This is a genomic window from Chryseobacterium paridis (assembly GCF_016595215.1).
In the GTDB taxonomy this organism is placed as follows: domain Bacteria; phylum Bacteroidota; class Bacteroidia; order Flavobacteriales; family Weeksellaceae; genus Chryseobacterium; species Chryseobacterium paridis.
In genome coordinates this window covers 892,602-917,113 of record NZ_JAENHK010000010.1, presented here as the reverse complement: position 1 = coordinate 917,113, position 24,512 = coordinate 892,602, and the positions used below count along the sequence as shown (strand labels likewise).

18 protein-coding genes are annotated in these 24,512 nt (G+C 33.8%); 10 read left to right on the top strand and 8 right to left on the bottom strand.

Annotated elements, in window-relative coordinates; translation table 11 throughout:
• Nucleotides 1-32 precede the first annotated feature (32 nt).
• Both JHL15_RS13595 and JHL15_RS13590 read left to right on the top strand, forming a co-directional pair.
• Nucleotides 33-314 carry a FoF1 ATP synthase subunit delta/epsilon gene (locus JHL15_RS13595; protein ID WP_200246551.1) on the top strand — a complete coding sequence of 94 codons (282 nt, stop codon included), beginning with the start codon at nucleotides 33-35 and terminating at the stop codon, nucleotides 312-314.
• Nucleotides 315-391: 77 nt separating this feature from the next.
• Entirely contained in the window at nucleotides 392-1,213 is an 822-nt protein-coding gene (locus tag JHL15_RS13590; RefSeq protein ID WP_200246549.1) for a hypothetical protein, read from the top strand.
• A gap of 808 nt (nucleotides 1,214-2,021) precedes the next feature.
• Here the strand turns inward: JHL15_RS13590 and JHL15_RS13585 are convergent.
• The 4 genes from JHL15_RS13585 to JHL15_RS13570 form a co-directional block, all read right to left on the bottom strand.
• Nucleotides 2,022-4,205 (bottom strand): B12-binding domain-containing radical SAM protein, encoded by a 2,184-nt coding sequence (locus JHL15_RS13585; protein ID WP_200246548.1) that lies wholly within the window; start codon nucleotides 4,203-4,205, stop codon nucleotides 2,022-2,024.
• Nucleotides 4,206-4,292: 87 nt separating this feature from the next.
• Entirely contained in the window at nucleotides 4,293-4,748 is a 456-nt protein-coding gene (locus tag JHL15_RS13580) for a glucosaminidase domain-containing protein (RefSeq protein ID WP_200246546.1), read from the bottom strand.
• A gap of 132 nt (nucleotides 4,749-4,880) precedes the next feature.
• Nucleotides 4,881-6,152 (bottom strand): aminotransferase class I/II-fold pyridoxal phosphate-dependent enzyme, encoded by a 1,272-nt coding sequence (locus JHL15_RS13575; RefSeq protein ID WP_200249166.1) that lies wholly within the window; start codon nucleotides 6,150-6,152, stop codon nucleotides 4,881-4,883.
• Nucleotides 6,153-6,231: 79 nt separating this feature from the next.
• Entirely contained in the window at nucleotides 6,232-7,269 is a 1,038-nt protein-coding gene (locus tag JHL15_RS13570) for a PLP-dependent cysteine synthase family protein (protein ID WP_200246545.1), read from the bottom strand.
• 224 nt (nucleotides 7,270-7,493) lie between these two features.
• Here JHL15_RS13570 and JHL15_RS13565 point away from each other — a divergent pair, with 224 nt between their 5' ends.
• The 8 genes from JHL15_RS13565 (at nucleotide 7,494) to JHL15_RS13530 (ending at nucleotide 21,450) form a co-directional block, all read left to right on the top strand.
• Nucleotides 7,494-10,979 carry a glycosyltransferase family 117 protein gene (locus tag JHL15_RS13565; protein WP_200246543.1) on the top strand — a complete coding sequence of 1,162 codons (3,486 nt, stop codon included), beginning with the start codon at nucleotides 7,494-7,496 and terminating at the stop codon, nucleotides 10,977-10,979.
• 294 nt (nucleotides 10,980-11,273) lie between these two features.
• The gene (locus tag JHL15_RS13560) at nucleotides 11,274-14,759 is read left to right on the top strand and encodes a glycosyltransferase family 117 protein (RefSeq protein WP_200246541.1); all 3,486 of its coding nucleotides are present in this window, start codon (nucleotides 11,274-11,276) and stop codon (nucleotides 14,757-14,759) included.
• A gap of 89 nt (nucleotides 14,760-14,848) precedes the next feature.
• Entirely contained in the window at nucleotides 14,849-16,333 is a 1,485-nt protein-coding gene (locus tag JHL15_RS13555; protein ID WP_200246540.1) for an LTA synthase family protein, read from the top strand.
• Between the two features lie 235 nt (nucleotides 16,334-16,568).
• Nucleotides 16,569-17,099, top strand: coding sequence for a DUF1697 domain-containing protein (locus JHL15_RS13550; RefSeq protein ID WP_200246538.1), 531 nt, complete (start codon nucleotides 16,569-16,571; stop codon nucleotides 17,097-17,099).
• Nucleotides 17,100-17,206: 107 nt separating this feature from the next.
• Nucleotides 17,207-18,016: a 3-deoxy-8-phosphooctulonate synthase gene (gene kdsA / locus JHL15_RS13545; RefSeq protein WP_200246536.1), complete on the top strand. Its 810-nt coding sequence runs from the start codon at nucleotides 17,207-17,209 to the stop codon at nucleotides 18,014-18,016.
• 44 nt (nucleotides 18,017-18,060) lie between these two features.
• Nucleotides 18,061-20,292: a TonB-dependent receptor plug domain-containing protein gene (locus JHL15_RS13540; protein WP_200246534.1), complete on the top strand. Its 2,232-nt coding sequence runs from the start codon at nucleotides 18,061-18,063 to the stop codon at nucleotides 20,290-20,292.
• Nucleotides 20,293-20,489: 197 nt separating this feature from the next.
• Nucleotides 20,490-20,867, top strand: coding sequence for an HYC_CC_PP family protein (locus tag JHL15_RS13535; RefSeq protein WP_200246532.1), 378 nt, complete (start codon nucleotides 20,490-20,492; stop codon nucleotides 20,865-20,867).
• 109 nt (nucleotides 20,868-20,976) lie between these two features.
• Nucleotides 20,977-21,450 (top strand): DUF3347 domain-containing protein, encoded by a 474-nt coding sequence (locus tag JHL15_RS13530; RefSeq protein WP_200246530.1) that lies wholly within the window; start codon nucleotides 20,977-20,979, stop codon nucleotides 21,448-21,450.
• Between the two features lie 127 nt (nucleotides 21,451-21,577).
• Here JHL15_RS13530 and JHL15_RS13525 read toward each other — a convergent pair whose 3' ends face one another.
• From JHL15_RS13525 to JHL15_RS13510, 4 genes are all read right to left on the bottom strand, one after another.
• On the bottom strand, nucleotides 21,578-22,696 hold the full coding sequence (locus JHL15_RS13525) for an FAD-dependent monooxygenase (protein ID WP_200246528.1): 1,119 nt from the start codon (nucleotides 22,694-22,696) through the stop codon (nucleotides 21,578-21,580).
• Nucleotides 22,697-22,709: 13 nt separating this feature from the next.
• Nucleotides 22,710-23,210, bottom strand: a complete 501-nt coding sequence (locus JHL15_RS13520) for a GNAT family N-acetyltransferase (protein ID WP_200246526.1) — start codon at nucleotides 23,208-23,210, stop codon at nucleotides 22,710-22,712.
• A gap of 35 nt (nucleotides 23,211-23,245) precedes the next feature.
• Nucleotides 23,246-23,839 (bottom strand): hypothetical protein, encoded by a 594-nt coding sequence (locus tag JHL15_RS13515; RefSeq protein ID WP_200246524.1) that lies wholly within the window; start codon nucleotides 23,837-23,839, stop codon nucleotides 23,246-23,248.
• Between the two features lie 154 nt (nucleotides 23,840-23,993).
• Complete coding sequence (locus JHL15_RS13510; protein WP_200246522.1) at nucleotides 23,994-24,455, bottom strand: hypothetical protein; 462 nt, start codon at nucleotides 24,453-24,455, stop codon at nucleotides 23,994-23,996.
• Between the last annotated feature and the right edge of the window lie 57 nt (nucleotides 24,456-24,512).

Sequence of the window (24,512 nt, the reverse complement as noted above, 5' to 3'; positions counted from 1 at the left end):
AGCTATTAGCTGAAAGCCAAAAGCAATTTAAAATGAATATAAAAATTTTAACACCAGAATACGTAGTTTTTGAAGGCGAAGTAAGCTCTGTATTACTTCCGGGAAAAAATGGTGAATTTCACATCATGAAAAACCACGCAGGAATTGTTTCTTCTTTAATTGGAGGTAAAGTGAAGTTATTTGTGAATTCTATTGATGAAGCTTATGCTAAAAATCTTACCAAGGAGAATGAAAAAGATTCTGTTTTTTCTTATCCTATCAAAAGCGGTGTTGTAGAATTTAATCATAATAAAGGAATTATCCTTTGTGAGTAATTAAATGAAAAGCTAAATATATTTTCAAGAAAGTGTAACTTTGTTACACTTTTTTTTATGTAATAATATCTGATTTTATGGGGAGAAGTATGGTCATGCTGTTTACAGTTTTAGGTGTTTTATTCAATGCTCAAAACTTTAAAACAAAAAGAGGGATTATAAGTCTTGATGGAGTGCACGTTGCAAAAATTTCAAACAAATCAAGTGAATACACTTTTATGGATTTGAAAGAAACTCCCATTTATACTATTCATTTTATTGATAAAAGTGTTGTAGACTCTGTAAGAGATAGCTATATCACCTTGAATAGGGTGTATAACAGGGATAAAACAATAGATCTGGATTACATATCTCCATCGGCATTTTCAGGCGAAGAAAGATCGGCGGTTTATACCTCCATAAAAGATCTGAAGATCATTGATAATAAAGGAATCAATGTTAAAAATTTAGATGAGCTTTTTCAAAATACACCGAAACGAAAGCTTGATACCAAAACAAAAGATGCTTACACAACAAGAAGTAAAATTGATAGATTAAATATTACCGTTAATAATGTTGGAGAGATTTTAAGTAACGGAAAGCCGGTTGGTTATTTTACTAATTTACCCGTGAGCTTCGGATCAGAAGATACCATTACAGATAAGAGCTTTATAGATATTGAAATCTATGATGCAAACAGTAAATACATTGGTAAATATATCACCACAACCAAGCAGTTAAAGACTGCTGGAGGAAAGGTTTTTACGATCTACAGGGAGATGTCAGGACGTGCTTCTATTTTAAAGTTCCCAACCTACAAGGCTATTGCAGAGCGAATGGCAATTTTGGACCCTAATTTTATTAAAATTCAGGAAAAGGTAGTTGTCGGGCAGGTTGTAAAAGATGGTGTTGAAAAATAAAAAGTTTATTTAGATCATATAATTACCAAAAATAAATCGGTGTTATCTGCAAAATTAAAGGGAGAAAAGATGAATGGAATTGGTTTTTTAGCCTGTTAAACAGAATATACAATTGACTTTAATCTAATTTTAGGAGAAAAATAGGTTTTGGCTAAAGCCAATGGATTTAATATTATTAACAAGCTGGGTTAAAACCCAGCTTTATTGATATTGGAGAATAAAGATATTGTGTTTCCTTTTTATAATTAGAGAATGAGCTCTAAAATTTAATAAAATTTGAAGAATCAATTGCAGGAAAAATATCAATAGGAACGGGCTTTAGCCCGTTAAAACAAAATATAAACTACAATTGGCTTTAGCCAAAACATAGAATCCAACGTCTAAGACATGTAAAAACTAATTTCACACAATCTTTGTCATTCCGTAGGAATCTCAGTACACTTTATAAAAGCCATAATCTAGATTCCTACGGAATGACAAACTCGATGCTTAAATTATGTTGTAAAATCAGAATTATTAATTCAATGATCACCAAAATAATTGAGATTTGAAAATTAAATCTGCGTCATCTGCAAAATCTGCGAGCGAATTAAAAAAGCCATCAATAGGAACGGGCTTTAGCCCGTTAAAACAAAATATAAACTACAATTGGCTTTAGCCAAAACATAGAATCCAACGTCTAAGACATGTAAAAACTAATTTTACACAATCTTTGTCATTCCGTAGGAATCTCAGTACACTTTATAGAAGTCAGAATCTGGATTCCTACGGAATGACAAACTCGATGTTAAACTTTTTTTAATTAAGACTACAGACTCAGGATCACTCCATTTTCTTTCAACTGTTGTATCGGCTTTGAAAACCAGAACAACTCAAAATCCTCAAAGTTTTCTTCAAACTGAGTCTTCAATTGTTGAAGCGTAATTTTCTTTGCGTTGTCCGGAGCATTTTCACCTAGTATTCTGATAAACCATTCTGCTTTTTCCTGTTCCATATCAACTTTTACAATATTGGTCTTTAAATGGAATGTAAGCTGTGTATATGGCCAGGAATTTTGTTTTTTTGTTTTTATGTAATTCTCGGCGATAACATTTCTATCTAGGAAAACAATTTTTGAGTTTTCTTTAAAAGAAAAATTGTCATCTTCTAATAAACAATCGTGAATATAATCCGGATGAATAGTTGTTTTTGGGATTTTAAAATCAAACCAATCCTGAAGAGGAATTTCAAAATTAATTCCATGCATATAATTGAAAAGAGATTTCTTTAATCCAAAACTGAATTTACTGTGATCAATTCCCGTTTTATCTGTAAAATCAATATCATTATTGGCAAACAAAATTTCCTGTTTGAGTGGAGTAACGCCAAATTCTTCAGGGTTCAATCCTACTGGTGAATGTGCAGTCATGGCGAACTGGTGCCAGAATCCACTTTGTAAAATTCCCATTTCGAATAGTTGTCGAACCATCTCCAAAGAGTCAATGGTTTCCTGAACTGTTTGAGTAGGGTAGCCGTACATCAGATAAGCATGAATCATGATTCCGGCTTCTGTAAAGTTCCTGGTTACCTGTGCCACTTGTTCTACGGAAATGCCTTTGTCGATTAATTTCAGCAAGCGGTCACTTGCAACCTCTAATCCACCAGAAACAGCAACACATCCGGAAAGCTTTAACAAAAAACAAAGATCTTTTGTAAAACTCTTTTCAAATCGAATATTTGTCCACCAGGTAACCACTAAATTTCTTCGTAAAATTTCCAAAGCTACCTCTCTCATTAAAGCGGGTGGTGCAGCTTCATCTACAAAATGAAATCCGGTTTCTCCCGTATCTCTGATGAGTTCTTCCATTCTGTCTACCAGAATTTTGGCGGAAATGGGTTCATAAATTTTGATATAATCTAATGAGATATCACAGAAAGTACACTTTCCCCAATAGCAGCCATGGGCCATGGTAAGCTTATTCCATCTTCCATCACTCCATAAACTGTGCATTGGATTGGCAATTTCAATTACTGAAATATATTTGTCAAGCTGCAAATCTGTGTATTCTGGTGTTCCTACCTGAGCTTGTTTATAATCGTGTCTTGTCGAATTATTTTTATAAACGACTTGTTGATCTTCAAGTAAAAAAGTACGTTTAAATTCGCCGTTTTGATTAGTAATACTCTCATAAAGCAATTCAATCGGAAGTTCGCCATCATCCAAGGTAATGAAATCAAAAAACTCAAAAACTCTCGAATCTTTTACTTCCCTTAATTCCGTATTGGGGAAACCACCTCCCATTGCTGTTTTAATATGAGGGAAATTTTCTTTAATATATTGAGCACACCTAAAAGCAGAATATAAATTTCCTGGGAAAGGAATGGAAAAACAAACCAACTTTGGTTGAACCAGTTCTAGTTTTTCCTTCAGAATATGTAAGGTGATATCGTCGATAAAGGTTTGAGTACCTATTAACTTTTCATATAATTCATCAAAAGAATTGGCACTTTTCCCCAATCGTTCTGCATATCGGCTGAATCCAAAATCAGGATCTATGTTTTCAACAATATAATCAGATAGATCTTCTAAGTATAATGTAGCCAGGTGTTTGGCTTTGTCTTGCAATCCCATATTCCCGAAAGCGAATTCCATATCATCCAATTGGTTGAATCGGGAAGCTTCCGGTAGAAAATTCATGCTGCAGATCTGTCTTGCTAACGTAGCATTTTTACCTTGTAGAAAAAGTATAACTTGGTCAATAGTTTTGAGGTATTCTTCTCTCAAGGCAAAAATCCTTTGTGTATTTTCTGAAACTTTTTTAAGGTCAACTTTTTGAGAAAAAATTTTCTGTAGTCCACCTTTTGAGAATAATTCCAAAATAACCTCAATCCCCAAATCGATCTGATAGCTGGAAATATTTTTAGTGTTTAAAAAACCTTTAATATAAGCAGTTGCAGGATAAGGAGTATTAAGTTGAGTGAATGGCGGAGTAATAAGAAGAAGATCTTTCAATAGAAAATTTTTACAAATTTATTGAAATTATTACAGGTGTGCCAAACAAAAAGTAAAAGGTGAGTAAAAGATAGGATAGGGCTATTTCTATAAGCCGAATTTAATGATCGTGGTATTGATCTTTTTTATCCATTCGTTGGGCTTTGTGGAGTATCCTGAAGAGGCTATAGCTTTCACCCAATCATTAGAGTTGTTATTATCCTTTAATTTGGTGTAAAGCTTCTTTTTTGAAAGCAACAGACAAAAAGCTTCATAGCTTTCCCGAACTGAATTAAAACTCTTAAATCGGGATGTATTGATGTTGTTTTTACCAAGAATTCCAAAATGGTTATTAAGCGTCTTGCTGGCTTTACTGGTTCCCGCTCCGGATTCAACAATCGCGATAGCCAATATAATTGAACTCGGAATTCCATATTGTTTTGAAAGATCTGTCGCAATACCCTTATAACTATCAATATAGGATCGTTGGGCATTAGCCATGGTGAAAAAGAAGGTCAGAAAAAGGCTAAGAACTGCTATTGTACTATTTTTAGATCTTTTCATATAAATTTATTTTGACGTGAATTTATCAGATAAAACAGAGTCTTAAAAGGTCGATTGTGTGTCTTTTTTAAATGGATATGGTGCTAAAGATAAAAAGGCCATTTTTATTCAAATGGCCTTTTTATTTTTGAATTAAATAGGTTTAAAACTTAAACCTTGTTCTTGTAATAATTTTTGTTCCTGCTCTTTGTAATACCCACTCACTAATTTATCATGAATAGCCTCAAAAGCAGCAAGCGTTTCATTAATTTCTGAATCGGTATGGGAAGCAGTTGGAATTAATCTTAGTAAAATCATTCCTTTAGGGATAACAGGGTATACAACTACTGATGTAAAGATTCCATAGATCTCTCTTAAATCTTTTACCAATAATGTTGCTTCTACCGGAGTTCCCTGCATCATTACAGGAGTTACACAAGTATTGCTATCTCCGATATTGAAACCTCTTTCCTTAAGACCATTCTGCAATTTATGAGTGTTTTCCCATAATTTAGCTTTGATCTCAGGTCTAGTTCTTAAAAGCTCAAGTCTTTTCAATCCTCCGATTACCATTGGCATAGTAAGAGACTTGGCAAAAATTTGAGATCTTAAATTAAATTTCAAATATCTGATTACCTCTTTATCTCCGGCAATAAAGGCTCCAAAACCTGCCATTGATTTTGCGAATGTAGAGAAGTATACATCGATCTTATCCTGACATCCTTGCTCTTCACCAGCACCGGCACCTGTTTCACCAAGTGTTCCGAATCCGTGAGCGTCATCTACAAGAAGTCTGAAGTTATATTTTGATTTCAGATCACAAATTTCTTTGATTTTCCCTTGTTGTCCTCTCATACCGAAAACACCTTCGGTAATTACCAAAATACCACCACCAGTTTCCTGTGCTACTTTTGTAGCTCTCTGAAGGTTTTTTTCAAGGCTTTCAATATCATTATGTCTGTATGTAAATCTTTTACCTGAATGCAATCTTACACCATCTACGATACATGCGTGAGAATCTACATCATATACGATTACATCATTTCTGTTAACTAAGGCATCAATTGTGGAAACCATTCCCTGGTAACCAAAATTCAATAAATAAGCAGATTCTTTTTGAACAAAATCAGCAAGCTCTCTTTCTAATTGTAAGTGCTGTTCTGTTTCTCCGGACATTGCTCTTGCTCCCATCGGATAAAACATTCCATATTCAGCAGCAGCTTTTGCATCAGCTTCTAATACTTCAGGATGATTACACAATCCTAAATAATCATTAGCACTCCAGAAAATTACTTCTCTTCCCTGAAACTGCATTCTAGGTCCAATAGGTCCTTCAAGTCTCGGAAAAATAAAATAACCTTCTCCATAATCTGCAAATTGTCCAAGAGGTCCTGGATTTTCTTTTATTCTGTCAAAAATATCCAACATTTTTATAAGTGATTTTTTAAGTAAAAAAGCCTTTTGTGGTCTACAAAAAAGGCTTTATTGTATGGTAATTTATGTTCTATTTAATGAATTCAGTTTTAAAAACTTCATCATAATTGTGTACACAATTATTAACAAAGCCCTGTTCAGCCATCCACTTATCGCTATATACCTTGGTGATATATCTTGATCCGTGATCCGGGTAGATTAAAACAACAATATCATCTTTTGAAAACTCGTTAGATTGTGCATATTGTATAAGTCCCTGCGTAACTGCTCCCGTAGTATAACCGCCCATAATAGCTTCTTTTAAAGCAATTTCACGGGTTCTATAGGCAGACATTTCATCATTTACTCTTACAAACTGGTCTACTTTGTCAAAAAGCAGGGCACCAGGAATCAGGTTTTTTCCCATTCCTTCAATCTGATAAGGGTGAACATCTTCTTTATGAATTTCTCCAGTCTCATGATAGCTTTTAAGAATAGAGCCATCAGCATCTATACCTATAATCTTGATATCCGGATTTTTCTCTTTTAAGAATTTCGCTGATCCGGATAAAGTTCCTCCTGTTCCGGTACAAGCAAAAAGATGTGTGATCTTACCTTGCGTTTGTTCCCAAATTTCCGGTCCGGTGGTCTGGTAGTGAGCATCAATATTCAACTCATTAAAATATTGATTGATATAAACGGAATTTGGTGTTTCTGAAGCGACTCTTTTAGCCACTTCGTAATAAGATCTTGGATCATTCGCCGGTACATTGGCAGGGCAAACATACACTACAGCACCAAGTGCTTTAAGATAGGCGATCTTTTCGGGTTTCGTCTTGTCACTTACAGCAAGAATGCATTTGTATCCTTTGATGATGCAAACCATTGCAAGAGAAAATCCAGTATTCCCGGAGGTGGTCTCTACAATCACAGAATCTTCTTTTAATAAACCTTTTTTCTCAGCGTTTTCTATAATGTGAAGTGCGATTCTATCTTTAGTGGAATGTCCAGGATTATATGATTCTAACTTGGCATAAACAGTTGCAGGAATATCTTTCGTTACAGTATTTAGCTTCACCATAGGAGTGCTTCCTATTAGGCCAAGGATATTATCGTAAACATTACTCATTATTTGTTATTTTTCAATAAAAATCTGAGGGCAAAAATACAAAAAAATAAATAATTTCTAAACTTTTGTTTGATTTCTAAGCTGTCATTACCTAAATCCATATTTTTTCTTCCTCAATCTTTGCTCCATTATCAACGCAAATACCACACCAGTATTTTTAAAATTTGTTAAAATCGATATAAAATCATATAAAAGCCCTATTTTCGCGTAATTGATTTTATACTATGAAAAACTGGACTTTTAGGCAATGGAACACCGTTTTAGGATGGGTAATTTTCGTCATTGCATTTTTCACGTACTTATCAACGATAGAACCTAAACTTAGTTTTTGGGATTGTGGTGAGTATATATCTTCTGCAGTAAAATTAGAAGTAACGCATGCTCCAGGAGCTGCCTTATTCCAGATTGTGGGCGCTGTGGCGGCCATTTTTGCTTTAGGAAAGGGTGAAAACTATTCTGTTGTCATCAATGCAATGTCTGCTATGTTCAGTGCATTTACGATTTTATTTTTGTTCTGGACCATTACTCATTTTGTGAGAAGGCTTTTGAACAAAGATTTTGAAGAGATAACGAAACACCAGGAAATTTCCATTTTATTTGCTGGGGTAATAGGAGCTTTATGTTTTACATTTTCTGACACCTTCTGGTTCTCTGCGGTAGAAGGAGAAGTATATTCAATGGCTTCCATGTTTATTGCGCTTTTAGTCTGGTTGATTACCAAATGGGAAAACGAATATAATGCGATTGATAATGAAAGATGGATTATTCTGATTTTCTTTATTGTAGGACTCTCAGTAGGAGTGCATATGATGTGTATGTTATCGATTCCAGCAATCTGTTTGGTATACTATGCAAGAAACTACAAGTTCACATGGAAGAATTTTATCTGGGCCAACCTGATTACTTTGGGTATCCTGATCATTGTATTTAAAATTATCTTCCCACTGATCATGACGATGTTTGGTAAGCTTGAAATATTCTTTGTTAATGGTTTAGGACTTCCTTTCCACTCAGGGACTATTGTAGCTTTCATTCTTATGGTAGCGATCTGCTATTTCATGATTAAATATGCAAGAAGAACTAAAAAGAATATTTATCAGACAGTTGCCTTATCTATTGTTTATATGATGATTGGTTTCTCTTGTTGGATGGTAATTCCAATCAGGGCAAATGCTAATCCACCGATGAACCTTAATGATCCGGACACCGCTATTGGGATGCTGGATTATTATAACAGAGAACAGTATGGAGACTGGCCAACCATTTACGGACAAAACTATACTGCATTCCTTGATGCTAATGGAATTGAAAAAAATGAAGATGGAAGTTTCAAGACCCAGAAAACAGGAGAAATTTTCGAAAAAGATGAAAAAACCGGAACCTACAGAAAAACAGGAGATCGTTTTAATTATGTTTTCAGTAAGTCTCAGGTAAGTTTAATGCCAAGGATGTTTAATGAAGATAAATCCGTGATGGCCAATTACATTTCGATGTACGGAGCTCCTGACTTTACATTCAATTACGGAAATGAAGATGTGGCAGATAATCCTCAGGCAAAACAGATCTTTGAGGAATTAAGAAAAAAATACGAAGATAAATCCATTACTGCAGCGGATTATTTAAAGGTAAAACCTTATGATCTGATAACGGTTCAGAAGCCTTCTCTGGCTCAGAATATGGATTATTTCATTACGTTTCAGAATGGATATTACTTTGTGAGATACCTTTTGTGGAATTTTGTCGGAAGACAAAATGATTTAGAAGGAAACATGGAGAATACCAAAGGAAACTGGATTTCAGGTTTTTCTTTTATTGACAATGCATTGTGGGGAAATCAGGATAAAATGCCTGCTAAATTCAAAAATGAAAGCACCGTAGCCTTTTTCTTCTTACCATTTATCTTAGGGCTAATAGGATTTTTCTTCCAATTCAACAGAGATTTTGGAAGATTCTACGCTATATTGTCATTATTCGTCATTACAAGTGTTGGTATTATTTTCTACACAGGCGTAAAACCATTTGAGCCAAGAGAAAGAGATTACGCAATGGTAGGTTCCTTCTATGCATTTGCTATCTGGATAGGATTAGGAGCTGGTGCTATTTTATGGTTGATTCAGTCTAAAGTGAAATCTAATGCTGCCAATATCGTAGCAGGAGTAGTATTACTGGGAGTTCCTTTTATGATGGGATTCCAGAACTATAATGTCCATGACAGAAGCAACAGATATACTGCATATGATTATTCTTATTCGGTATTAAAATCATTACCTAAAGAAGATATTTTATTTGTATATGGAGATAATGATACGTATCCGGTTTGGGCTATTCAGGAGACGGAAAACTTCCGTGATGATGTAAAAGTTGTCAACTTCACCCTTTTATCAACTCCATGGAATATTGACCAGGTAAAAAGAAAAACCTATAATGCGAATCCTATTCCTAGTCAGTTGACCCATGAGGATTACAGAGATGGGGTAAATGACCAGATCTATCTGATGAAAAAAGAAGACTGGCAGAATATCTTCAGTAATCTTCAGGAACAAGGAGCACCATCTGGTGAATTCGAGCCCTTCAAAAAATACCTTACTCAGGATTCTATTACTTTGAAAGAAGCAATCAGTTTTATTAAAATGAAATCTCCTGCAAAAGATGAAATTTTGAAGATGATTTTCGGAGAAGCGCGTTATGAGAAATATAATTTCTTACCGGTAAGTAAATTTATTTTACCGGTAAATAAAGAAAATGCACTGAAAGCTGGAATTATCAATGCAAGTGATTTGCCGAATACAGTTAATCAGATTATGATCGATTATAAAGCCAACACCCTTTATAAGAATAACCTGATGATGTTTGATATTCTTGCTAATTTCGATTGGAAAAGACCGATCAACTTCTCTTCGGGAGGAATTTATGACAGTGAGAATATTTTCTATTTAGATGATTATTTACAATTAGATGGCTTTAGCTACAGATTGATTCCGATTCACACTCCTCCAAACAGTGATGGTGATATGGGAAGGGTAGATGCCAATTCATTATACAATGTGGTGAAAAACTTCAAATGGGGTAATTTTAAGGATTTAAATTCTCACTTTGATGAAACAGCCACCTCGAATATCATCAGCTACCGAAGTGCAGCAAGTAGAGCTGCGGCGGCACTTTCTTTAAAAGGACAAAAAGCAAAAGCTGTTGAATTATTAGATCTTGCTGCAAAGGAAATTCCAGTAGAAAAATACAATGATCCACGTTCATTAAGTTCTATTGTTTACGGATATATCGTAGCAGGCCAGGAACAGAAAGGATTGAAACTGGCAGAAACTCTTAAGAAAGGGATTTTTGAAGAATACGATTACTATTTAAGCCTTACTCCTGGAGAACAAAGATACTTGAGAAGACAAATGGGAGCTAAGCCTATGGAATATTCTCTTGTTGTATCAGCGGTAACTACAGCTTACAATGCCATCGGTCAAAAGGATAAAGCGTATGATTATCTGGTGAAGTCTATAGAGCCTATTGATAAAAAATTCAATGTGTTTGTGAAAGACCTTCAGCAGATGGGTAAAGAAAAAGCAATGAGTAAGTCTGAAGATGTACAGAAGATTACTCCTTTCTATCAGTATTTATTCGATATCATGGAGCCTTTTGATTCAACATACTCAAAGGAAAAAGAGAATCAGATCACGACAGCTATTATGAAAGCAACGCAATAATAAAAGCGATACATAGAAAGCATATTTAAAAACGGAACTTAGGTTCCGTTTTTTTATTTATATGAACTTTATTTTATTCAATATTGCGCAGGGAAATTTTGTATTGTAATTATATAAATCGTACTATTTTGCACAAATAGTTATGGCTTCAAAAAAGTTATTTTACATTAAATAAATTATTAAAATAAATAGGATCACAAAAGCTTGAAAAAAGTATCTTTGGAGTTTTTGCGGAATACGCGCAGTTTTAATGAAAATATTTTAAAAAAAGATTATTAGAAATTAATTTTTTATATGAAGAATTGGACTTTCAGGAAATGGAATACCGTTTTAGGATGGGTGATTTTTGTTATTGCATTTATTACTTATATTTCAACAATAGAGCATTATTTAAGTTTTTGGGATTGTGGTGAATACATCTCTTCTGCAGTAAAGTTAGAAGTAACGCATGCTCCGGGAGCTGCCTTATTCCAGATTGTAGGTGCTGTGGCGGCCATTTTTGCTTTAGGAAAAGCTGATAATTATGCTATTGTCATTAACGCAATGTCTGCTATGTTCAGTGCATTTACGATTCTATTTTTGTTCTGGACCATTACTCACTTTGTGAGAAGACTTTTGAACAAAGATCTTGAAGAAATAACCAAACATCAGGAAATTTCCATTTTATTTGCTGGAGTAGTAGGAGCTTTATGTTTTACATTTTCTGATACCTTCTGGTTTTCAGCGGTAGAAGGAGAAGTGTATTCAATGGCTTCCATGTTTATTGCGCTTTTAGTCTGGCTTATTACTAAATGGGAAAATGAATATAAGGCAGCTGATAATGAAAGATGGATTATTTTGATTTTCTTTATTGTAGGGCTTTCAGTAGGAGTACATATGATGTGCATGCTATCTATTCCTGCCATTTGCTTAGTATATTATGCGAGAAACTATAAGTTTACCTGGAAGAATTTTATCTGGGCTAATCTGATCACATTAGGAATTCTGATCATTGTATTTAAGATTATTTTCCCATTGGTTATGACCATGTTTGGTAAGCTTGAAATATTCTTTGTTAATGGCTTGGGGCTTCCTTTCCATTCGGGAACTATTGTGGCCTTCATTCTGATGGTCATTATATCTTATCTGCTTATCAAATATGCGAGGAAAACAAAAAGAAACCTATTTCAAACAATAGCACTGTCAATCGTTTATATGATCATTGGTTTTTCATGCTGGATGGTGATCCCAATCAGAGCCAATGCTAATCCACCGATGAACCTTAATGATCCTGATACTGCTATCGGAATGAGGGATTATTATTATAGAGTTCAGTATGGAGACTGGCCAACCATTTATGGGCAAAACTATACTGCATTCCTTGATGCCAATGGAATTGAAAAAAATGAAGATGGAAGCTTTAAAATAGAAAAGACGGGCGATATTTATGAAAAGGATGAAAAGACAGGAACGTACAGAAAAACTGGAGATCGTTTTAATTATGTTTTCAGTAAATCGCAGGTAAGTTTAATGCCAAGGATGTTTAATGAAGACAAAGATGTAATGGCCAATTACATTTCGATGTATGGGGCACCTGATTTTACATTTAATTATGATAATGAAGACGTGGCAGATAATCCGCAGGCGAAACAGATCTTTGAGGAATTAAGAAAAAAATATGAGGACAAATCCATTACAGCAGCAGATTATTTAAAGGTAAAATCATATGATCTGATAAAAGTTCAAAAGCCTTCTCTGGCTCAGAATATGGATTATTTCATTACGTTCCAGAATGGATATTACTTTGTGAGATACCTGTTATGGAATTTCGTAGGAAGGCAGAATGACAGGGAAGGGCATATGGAAAGTACCAATGGAAACTGGATTTCAGGTTTTTCTTTTATTGACAATGCATTGTGGGGGAATCAGGATAAGATGCCTGCTAAATTCAAAAATGAAAGTACAGTAGCCTTTTTCTTCTTACCATTTATCTTAGGGTTAATAGGATTTTTCTTTCAACTCAACAGAGATTTTGGAAGATTTTATGCTTTGCTGTCTTTGTTTATTTTAACCGGAGTAGGAATTGTTTTCTATACCGGAGTAAAGCCATTTGAAGTAAGAGAAAGGGATTATGCAATGGTAGGTTCCTTCTATGCATTTGCCATTTGGATAGGATTAGGAGCTGGTGCTATTTTATGGTTCTTACAGAAGAAAATAAAGTCGAATGGAGTAAATATTGCAGTGGGAATCCTGTTATTAGGAATTCCTTTTATGATGGGATTCCAGAATTACAATACCCACGACCGAAGCCGTAAATCAGCTGCGCATGATTACGCCTATTCATTTTTGAAATCATTACCGAAAGAGGATATTATATTTCTATATGGTGATAATGATACCTTTCCGGTTTGGGCCATTCAGGAAACGGAAAGATTGCGTGATGATGTGAAGAGCGTCAATTTTACGTTGCTTTCTACTCCCTGGTATTGTGATCAGGTAAAGAGAAAAACCTATAATGCGAATCCTATTCCGGGACAATTGACGCATGATGATTATAAAGACGGAGTTAATGATCAGATCTACATCATGAAGAAAGAAGACTGGCAGAATATCTTCAGTAATCTTCAGGAACAGGGAGCTCCTGCAACGGAACTGCAATCTTTTAGGAAATACCTTACTCAGGATTCGATTACTTTGAAAGAAGCAATCAGCTTTATTAAAATGAAATCTCCTGAAAAGGATGAAGTTTTGAAGATGATCTTTGGTGAAGAACGGTATGAGAAATATAATTTTTTACCTACAAATAAGTTTATTCTACCAGTAAATAAAGAAAATGCGGTGAAAGCTGGAATTATCAAAGCAAGTGATTTAGCGAATACAGTTAATCAGATCATAATCGACTATAAAGCGAATACGCTTTTTAAAGGGAACCTGATGATGTTTGATATTTTTGCCAATTTCGATTGGAAAAGACCGATCAACTTCTCGTCGGGAGGGGTTTATGATAGTGAGAATATTTTCTATCTGGATGATTATTTACAATTTGATGGTTTCAGTTACAGACTGGTACCTATTCATACTCCACCAAGTCCTGATGGTGACTTGGGAAGAGCAGATGCCAACTCATTATATAATGTCGTAAAAAACTTCAAATGGGGTAATTTTAAGGACCTTAAAAATCATTATGATGAAACAGCAACATCAAACATTCTAGCTTACAGGTCAACAGTGAGCAGAGCTGTAGGGGCATTATCCTCAATAGGTGAGAAGGCAAAAGCAAATGAACTATTGGATCTGGCAGCAAAAGAAATCCCAGTAGAAAAATACAATGATCCACGCTCATTAAGTTCTATTGTTTACGGATATATCGTAGCAGGACAGGAGCAAAAAGGGTTGAAACTGGCAGAAACTCTTAAGAAAGGAATTTTTGAGGAATATGATTATTATTCAGGGCTTAGCAGAAGTGAACAGAGATACCTGCGAAGACCAATGGGATCTAAACCGATGGAATATTCTCTTGTTGTATCATCTGTAACATCTGCTTACAAAGCCATTGGACAAAAAGATAAAGCGTATGAATACCTTGTCAAATCCATTGAGCCAATCGATAAAAAATTCAATGTGTTTGTGAAGGACCTTCAACAGATGGGTAAAGAGAAGGCAATGAGTGAATCTGAAAATGTACAGAAGATCACTCCTTTCTATCAATACTTATTTGATATCATGGAGCCTTTTGATTCTACTTATTCAAAGGAAAAAGAAAATCAAATTACCACGGCTATTATGAAAGCTACACAATAGAAAGCATATTTAAACGGAACTTCGGTTCCGTTTTTTTGTTATTGTATTCATACATTTTTAAGATTATATTTGTGCCATAAAGATGCACAATGTCTGAAAGAACAAATAAACTTCCCATCTATGCTGTAATTTTTACAGTTATTTTTAAGCTCCTTTTTTTACTGACACACCATATTCAGGAAGATGCATTCATTACCTGGAGGGTTGCTCAGAATTTAATGGATTACGGAGTAATAGGATTTAACGGAGATACAAAAATTTCTGCATCCACGACCCATTTGTATGTTTTTGTTTCCTATCTGTTTAATATTATTTTTGGGAAAGAATGTTTCATTGAGCCTCTTCTTATTTTTAATTCAATACTCTTTACAATAGGGAGTTTGCTTTTATCTCATTTGCTTTTTAAAAATCCCTGGCATAAAGCAATTTTTATTTTTCTGTTTGGGATATTGCCTCCTTCCATAAAAATCTCTATCCTCGGAATGGAGTATGGAATCCTTTTCTTCTTAGAAATGGCTTTATTGTATTATGGCTTAAAAAAAGAGAAAAAATGGGCTCTTATTGTCTTACCGATCCTTATTTTATTTACAAGAATAGACACTGTTATTTTTTTAGGAATTGTGTTTTTGGTAGATGTTTTCTGGAATAAGAAAATCCGATGGAGCTATATTGCCGGTGGAGTATTGGGAGTCTCTATCGCGCTTGCTTTCAACTGGTTTTATTTTGGTGAATGGGTAAATAATACAATTGTTGCGAAAAAGCTTCTTTATGATAAGAACTTTACATTCAGTCAGGATGTAGAATATTTCATAACCAACTATGGAAATTTCTGGGGAATGTTGAAATTACCGGGGAATTTTAATCCATTTACTATAATTGTTCTGATCTTTGAACTGGTTTGTTTTATATTTTTGATTCGCCAGAAAGAAAAAAGAAATTATTTTTTATGGATGATATTTCTTTTTGGCTGGGCGAAACAATTGATTTTCCTTTCCCAGAAAAGTCTTTTTGATTGGTATTATTGGGTTCCACAGATTTTACTTTTTGTTCCGGTTTTAGTATTTGTATTAGAGCAAAAGGTGAAAAGAAATATATGGTTGTTTTTATTGATCATTATCTACATTCTCCCTATGACGATCTTTCAGACCATTCATTCTATCGCAACAGGAAACGGAGAATGGAATTACAGAAGGTCTATAGGAACCTCTTTAAATTTTTATGAGAAAGATAAAAGTCAATGGATTTTACTGGAGCCGGCTGGATATGTTCCTTATTTTTCAGGATTAAAAACGATCGATGAAGTAGGTTTGGTTGATAAACAGATTCAAAATGAAATCAAAAAAGACAAGAAGAATTATTGGATCAATACCGTAAAAAACAGAAAACCGAAGTACCTGCTTTCATACAATGATCTGTTCAAAGGTAAAGATGCAGAGTATTACAAAACCCACTACAGGTTATTAGAAGAGTTTAGAATAAAAGACCATTTGAAGAGTGAAAATACCATTCTGGAGAAGATTTATCGTTTGAAACCTTCAGGAACGGATTATAATTTGTACGTTAGGATTAAGTGATGCGAGGTTCGAGATGCGAGGTACGAGTTAAAATTGCTAGTTGAAAATTGAAAGTTGAAAGTTGAAAGTTGAAAATGAGAAGTTAGATGTTAGAGGCTAGAGAAATTAGATTCCAAAAGTTTAAAACCTCGAACCCCGAACCCCGTAACTTATTTATAACAGTTATTTTCCCTAAACCCTACCACCTATAACCTAAGAACTACAACCTAAGATCTACAACCTAAAAACTAAAAATATGAAATACTGTGCTTTTCTTCGAGGCGTAAACGTGAAAGGAACCAATATGAAAATGGCAGATGTTTGTCAGGTTTTCAAAGAAGCAGGAATGAAGGATGTAAGTTCTATACTAGCTTCCGGAAATATTGTTTTTTCTTCAGATAAAAAAGTGTCTGATTTAAAGGTGATTCTTGAAAAATCTATGTCAGAGTACTTTTCTTATGAAGCTTTTCTGTTTATCAAATCTCTTGCTGAAATTGAAGCCTTCTGGAAAGGAAACCCTTTTGAGAAGAACGATGATTTCCATAGCTATACTTTTGTGGGAAACGGAGGTGTAGAGACTGTTTTAATGAAAGAATTTGAGCTAGCTTCTAAAACTGAAAATGAGAAGGGTGAGATCATCAATGATATTTTCTACTGGCAGGTTCCTAAAGGAAATACATTGGATTCCAGTTTTGGAAAAATTTTAGGGAAGAAAAGCATGAAAGATCAGTTTACAAGTAGAAATATCAATACTTTTGAAAAGATCTTAAAAAAGATGAATTCTTAATGGTTTGGAAAGAAATGTCTTTGGGATTTTAAAAATATTAAGATTTCAAATAATTTCGGATTCTGAAACATTATAAGTATTTTTACTGAACTTTTAATTATAATAAAATGATTCAGTATTTAGATAATATCCACCACAAAGATTCAAAAAACTTTTTTCTTACCGCAGGACCTTGTATCATCGAAGGCGAAGATATGGCATTGAGGATTGCTGAAAAAGTAATAGAAATTACTAATAAATACAATATTCCTTATATTTTTAAAGGAAGCTTCAAAAAAGCAAACAGAAGTAGAGTAGATTCTTTTACGACGATTGGTGAAGAAAAATCTTTAGAAATTCTAAAAAAAGTTGGAGAAACTTTTAATATTCCTACCACCACAGATATTCATGAAAATGAACATGCGGCTTTAGCAGCCCAATATGTAGATGTTCTACAGATTCCGGCATTTTTAGTACGCCAGACTGATTTATTAGTTGCAGCAGCAGAAACTGGAAAATGTGTTACATTGAAAAAAGGACAGTTTCTTTCTCCGGAATCGATGAAATTTGCTGTTCAGAAAATAACAGATTCCAATAATCAGAAAGTAGCGATCATTGAAAGAGGAAATTCTTTTGGATATACAGATCTGATCGTGGATTACAGAGGAATTCCTACCATGAGACAGTATGCTCCGGTAATTCTGGATGTTACTCATTCTTTACAACAACCAAACCAAAATTCAGGGGTTACAGGAGGAAGACCGGACTTAATTGAAACAATCGCCAAAGCAGGAATTGCGGTAGGTGCAGATGGACTTTTCATAGAAACACATCCTACACCAGAAACGGCATTATCTGATGGAGCTAACATGTTAAGGCTAGATTTATTAGAAGATTTGTTACAAAAATTAACAAGAATTAGAGAATCGATTTTGTAATTGTTAAAAAATACTTAATTTTAGAAATTCTTAAAACATTTCTTTTGAAAAAACTAGTTTTACCGTTGAGCCTTGTGGTTCCCATGTTAGTATTCTCTCAAACAAAAAAGAGGGATACTACAAAAGTCTCAGATATTGAGGAAGTCGTATTCCAGAAAAAAATCGTAGGACGTACAACTGACCTTAGTACTGTGAAAATTTCGGCAAAAGATGCTAAAAATGTTGCGAGTATTTCGGGAGGAATAGAAGGGATCCTTAAAACCCTGCCATCCGTAAACTCTAATACAGAGCTTTCTTCGCAATATATGGTTCGTGGTGGAAACTATGATGAAAACCTTATTTACATTAATGATATTGAAATTTACAGACCTTTCCTGATCAGAAACTCTCAACAGGAAGGATTGAGTATCATTAATCCGGATATGGTTTCAACAGTGAATTTCTCTGCAGGAGGTTTTGAGCCAAGATATGGAGACAAGATGTCTTCTGCTTTAAATATTTATTATCGGGAACCTGAAAAATTTGAACTCGGTGGAGAAGCCAGTTTAATTGGAGGACGATTAACGACTGGTTTTGCATCAAAAAATAAAAAACTAACCGCTTTATTTTCTGGAAGATACAGAAATACAAACCTGGTTCTGAATACATTAAAAGAGGATACGAATTTCAATCCTACGTATTGGGATTTTCAATCTTATATCAATTATCATATCAATCCGAAGCTTAGCCTTTCATTCGTAGGATATTATTCTAAAAATGACTACGAGATGATCCCTAAAGAAAGAAGCGTTGATTTCGGAAGTCTTCAAAGACCATTAAACCTGACTGTTAATTATGCCGGAAAGGAAAATGATCAGTATAAGAATATGATGGGAACACTTTCCATGAATTTCAAACCATCAGACCAATGGAAGTTTACTTTAGATGCATTTGCATATCAAAACCGTGAAAGGGAATATTATACGATAGCATCCGCTTATATATTGCAAACGTTTGATCCCATTACTGGAGCACCTGTAACAAGTTATGATAGCGGGGGGCAGATTGATCATGCAAGAAATGATCTTTTTGTAAGAACTTATGGAACACAGTTCAGAGGACGCTTCTCACCCAATGTAAATACGGATATTGAAGTAGGTTTTAAGTATGAGAAAGAAAATCTGAAGGATCTCACCAACGAATGGAAATTAATAGATTCTGCAGGGTACAGTATACCAAGACCTCCGGATGATCCAAGATTAGGAATAGGAGGTGATCTTAAATTATTATACAACATAGCTGGCAAAAACTCAATTGAACCAACAAGGCTATCTGCATATGCACAGTATTCACAGAAGTTTTTCTGGGGAACCAATAAAGTTTTCATCAATGCAGGAGTGAGGGTTTCTCACTGGAGTTTTAATAATGAAACTATCTTCTCTCCACGTGCTCAATTTGCTATTAAGCCAGACTGGGAAAGCGATATGTTATTCAGGTTATCTGGTGGAGTGTACTATCAGGCGCCATTCTATAAAGAGATCAAAGATTTAGATGGAAACTTTAATAATACCATAAAATCTCAGCGTTCTATACAGTTGATTTTAGCAAATGATTATGAGTTCCAGATGTATGACCGACCGTTTAAATTAACAACGGAAGCTTATTATAAAAAGATGGATAATCTGATTCCATACTACATGGATAATGTAAGGATCCGCTATTCCGGTAAAAATAATGCCACAGGTTATGCTTATGGAATTGATACCAGATTATTTGGTGAATTTGTACCGGGAATAGACTCCTGGTTATCGGCAAGTTATGCGAGAGTGTATGAAAACATTGATGGAAGAGGGAATATCCCAAGACCTACTGATCAAAGATTTAGGTTTGCCATGTTCTATCAGGATTATATGCCTCAGTTTCCTTCTATGAGAGTGAATCTTACATTAACGTATGCGATGGGGCTACCAACGGGAGCTCCAATCATATTAGACCAAAATGGAGCACCAGATGTAACTGCAGCTTATCAATATCAAAGAACACTAACTTCCTACAAGAGAGTTGACCTTGGGTTATCCAAAGTATTTATTGACTCTAAAGATAAAAAGAAGAAATATGGATTCTGGGGTAACTTTGAAGAATTGATTTTAGGAGTACAGGTTTTCAACGCATTCAATATCAGAAATACAGTAGCAAACCAATGGATTACAGATGCGAATACGAATTATATGTATCCTGTTCCAGTTCGTTTAACAGGACGATTTTTCAATGTAAAACTTGAGTTTAAGATTAGGTAAGATTTAAATTAAAAGTTGAAAGTGGAGAGTTGAAAATTGAAAGTTAAACGATCTGCAAAATCTGCGAGATATAAAAAATAAAAAACTTCTGAAAATTTCAGAAGTTTTTTTATTTAGCGCTTTTCTGAATTTTATAATAACATTACATAATTTTATAACATCTGTCCAAAAGATATTTTTACCTTTGTTTTAGCATTATGAAAAAGATTCTTGCCATATTGTTTTCTATTTTCTACTTCGGATTTTCTTCCGGAGCCGTTTTTAGCATTCACTATTGTATGGACGAACTGGTTTCTATAAGTCAGAAAACAGATGATGTATGTGCTAAATGTGGCGTTAAAACTAAAAAAGACTGTTGCAAAACAGAAATCAAAATTGTAAAAGTTGATGATTCACAGAAATCAGATTTCTTAAAAATTGATTTTTTAAAGCAGATTGTAGCATATAAAGCACACGAATTCTTTTTTATTGACCGATCTTTTTCGACTACAAAATTTACTCAGATTCAGATCAATGCTCCTCCTGAGAGTAAATCTATACCTATTTTTATTACACATTGTAACTTCAGAATTTAGAATTAAGTTTTTCACTTTATGTTTTTTAACATAAACAATACATGTTGTCGCAAAATGCGATTTCAAATTATTCTTAATTAAAACTTATTTAATTCTAAATTTTAAAACAATGAAAAAGTATATCATTACCGCAGTTCTATCTATATTCTCAGTAATCTCTTTAACAGCACAAACTAAAGCGAATCCACAGGTTTCAAAGTTATATGAGAATTATGTTGCCATTAAAACAGCATTAACTTCTGATGATGCGGATAAAACTTCAAAAGCAGCCGCTGAATTCCTAAAAACAACTTCAACAATTGATTCCAAAGTAATCTCTGAGGGAAATTTGAATGCTATTAAGAAAGGTGCTGCTACTATTTCTGAAACGAAAAGTATTGTTGCTCAAAGAGAGGCTTTCCTTAGCTTGTCAAATAATATGATTGCATTAACAAAACAATTTAAACTTTCTGAAAAACCAATTTTTGTTCAATATTGCCCAATGGCTGATGGAAGCTGGTTGAGCAACGAAAAGCAAATTGTAAATCCTTATTATGGAAGTAAAATGCTTTCTTGCGGAAGTGTCAAATCAGAGATTAAATAACTACTGTATTTATCTTTAAAGTAATAAGTTGTATAGCTTTATTTATAATTAACTTTAAGTGTTTAAATAAGGCTATACAGCTTTTAATATTTTTATGATCTTCATTTTATGAACATGAAATAGTTGATCACATTTCCAATTGAATCAACTTCTCTATCATCTTTTTATTGGTATTTTCCGGGACCATTTTCATTAAAAAATTTCGAAGCCCGGTTGCGTGTTTCCACATAGATATCTTACCTACCTGATGACTTGTACTAACAATATAATCTACTTTCTTTCTCCTAATCTTCTGGAATTCTTCAAAAATGGAATTAAAGTCTTTACTTTTTTCTAATAACTTTCCGATAATGTAAGCATCTTCTATAGCTTGGCAAGCTCCCTGACCCATATTAGGGGTTGTTGCGTGAGCTGAATCTCCGAGTAGGCATAAATTGTCGGAATACCATTTTGGAATTGGTAAAAGGTCTGTAATGTCATTTAAAATAATATCCTTAGGATCTGTAGCTTTGATAATTTCTTTAACAAGAGGGGTGAAGTCTCTAAAAACTGAATATACATCAAGATCCTGTTTAAAGTTTTTATCAAGAATTACTGCATACCAATATACCTTAGTCGCCGACATTTTGACAAAACCAAATCTTTTCCCTTTACCCCAAAGTTCCATAGCTTCATGCTGGTATTTTTCGGGCAGATCATAAGTAACAATTCCACGCCAGCACTTTTGTCCATTGTTCCGAATGGTTCCTGTTTTTAAAATCTGGTTTCTGATTTTGGATTTTATTCCATCTGCCCCAAAAATGATTTTGCTTTCTAGATCTTCTCCATTTTCAAAGTGTAAAAGATAATGGTCCTTTTTTTCTATTTTTTCTAGACTATGGTTTAACCGGATATTTTCAAACCCAACACTTTCGGCAAGTATTTTTTGTAATTCTGCTCTGTGAATGGCTACATTATACAAATTAAATTTTTTCTCATATTCAAAGCTGTTCGTTCTTGAAATAAGGTGCAAAGAGCTATCGGTTATAGAGATTCCATGAATCTTGTTTCCTGCGTTTTCAATTTTTTCTTTCAAATTCAGATGCTCGAAGACTTTCATTGCATTCATCGCCATCATAATTCCTGATCCCACCGGCTTGATTTCCGAGGCAGATTCATAAATTTTGAAATCCAGTTCATGCTGCTTAAGAATATTTCCGAGCGTCAGGCCGCCAATTCCGGCACCAATGATTGAAATTGAATTCATCAGAATCAATATTTTATAATGTTAAAATGTAAGTTTCGGATACTTTTTGGAATCCGTATTTATTAAAAAAATGATGAGCACCATGATTATTGACTCCACTCTCCAACATAATAAAACTAATGTTCCAGTTTTTGGACTCCTGAATCACCTCGTTCAATAGTTTGCTTCCAAGGGATTGCCCTCTAACAGATTCATCTAAAAGCATATCTTCTAAAATAGCATACTTTTTAAAAGGGCTATTAATAACATTGAAAACTAACATTCCGACAATCTTTCCATCTTCATTTTCTGCAATTAAGATGTTTAATTTTGAAGTATTGTCGTAGTCATAATCAGACATAAGCTGTTCAGTAAATACCGCTCTGAGATCAGGGTTCCAATGTTCAGAATCCAGGGCTCTGCCATACATGATTTCACTGTGCGAGATATAGGAATCGGTTTTGTGGGTGATAAAGAAATCAACCAGTTCAGGAACACGGCTTTTATCTGTAAGCCATTGGGTAGTATATTGCATTTTGTTATTAAAAGATTGAAAAATTAGGAAGGTTATTATTTTAAATTTTTTACTTCATTCAGTAATTGATTCTGTTTATTAATAAAACCGTTCAGATGATCTGGTTTCAAAGGATGTGCCTTTTGGTATTTTTCAATTTCGGGTAAGGTTTTTTTGATTTTGAAAATAGTATACAAATCATTCATTTTTTCCTGATTTGCGTTAACCTTTGCAATTAGATCTGTTACATTTTTCATTTTCAAATCATATTGATCTGAGCTGCTTTTAATCATATCCAAGGTTTCTATTTTCATAAGAGAGTCACCTATAGCATTGGCGTGATATTTTGCATTCATGTAGTAGGATTCAGATTTGTCAAATATTTCTTTATATTCGAAAATCACTTTGTTTGACTCGTCATTCGCGATTTTTACTTTGTCGTCAATTGCCTGAAGGTTTTTATTGCTTTTAATCAGTTCAGAGTAGATCTGATCAATTTTGTCATCATGTCTGCTGCTTTTAAAAGATCCTGAAACAGAAGATTCTGCATTATCCACAACATTATCTACGATTGGGGTATTTTCATTTCTGTTTTCCTTACATGCTGACAAGGCTATAATAAAAGATAGGGTATACAGTATTTTTTTCATTTTTATTTTTTTTGTGTTTTGTCATTTCGACGATAGGAGAAATCTTTTGGTACTCTATAATTTCATGATATGTATTGAGATTCTTCATTCCGCTTACGCTTCATTCTGAATGACAAACTTTATTATTATTTTAATGAGTTGAAGTTACATAGATTTAATTTAAAACAGAAGCGATATCAAAACCTTTATTTTTTAAATGTAAAGTGATTTTAAAGTTTTGGGTTAAGATAAAATCAACAAATTGTCCTTTGATTTCAAGTTGTTCACTTACTTTTAATTTAGAATGACAAATTAATTTTCGGGAAACACCAGAATGAAAATCTGAACTTTTGCTTATTTGTAAAATTTTTCCACTTTTAATACATTGCTTATGAATGATTATAAAAATCTCATCTTTTAGAAAAACGATATCAGCCATTCTATGCACAAATTTATATTTTAGCTTCGAATAAATTTCAATATCAGTTTCAACGTCTCTAATGATGTTGTAATTTTTATCCTGAATAGAAGTAAAAAAAAGTTTTTGTTGTCTTTTAAAATAAAAATATTGTATTAAAAGAACTACGGTTAGTAGTAAAATAACTATTCCAAAGAAAATAAATGGTTCTTTACTCATGAGATACAAAGATAAAAAAAAGCGGAGTCTGAAAAATCAAACTCCGCTATTAATTAT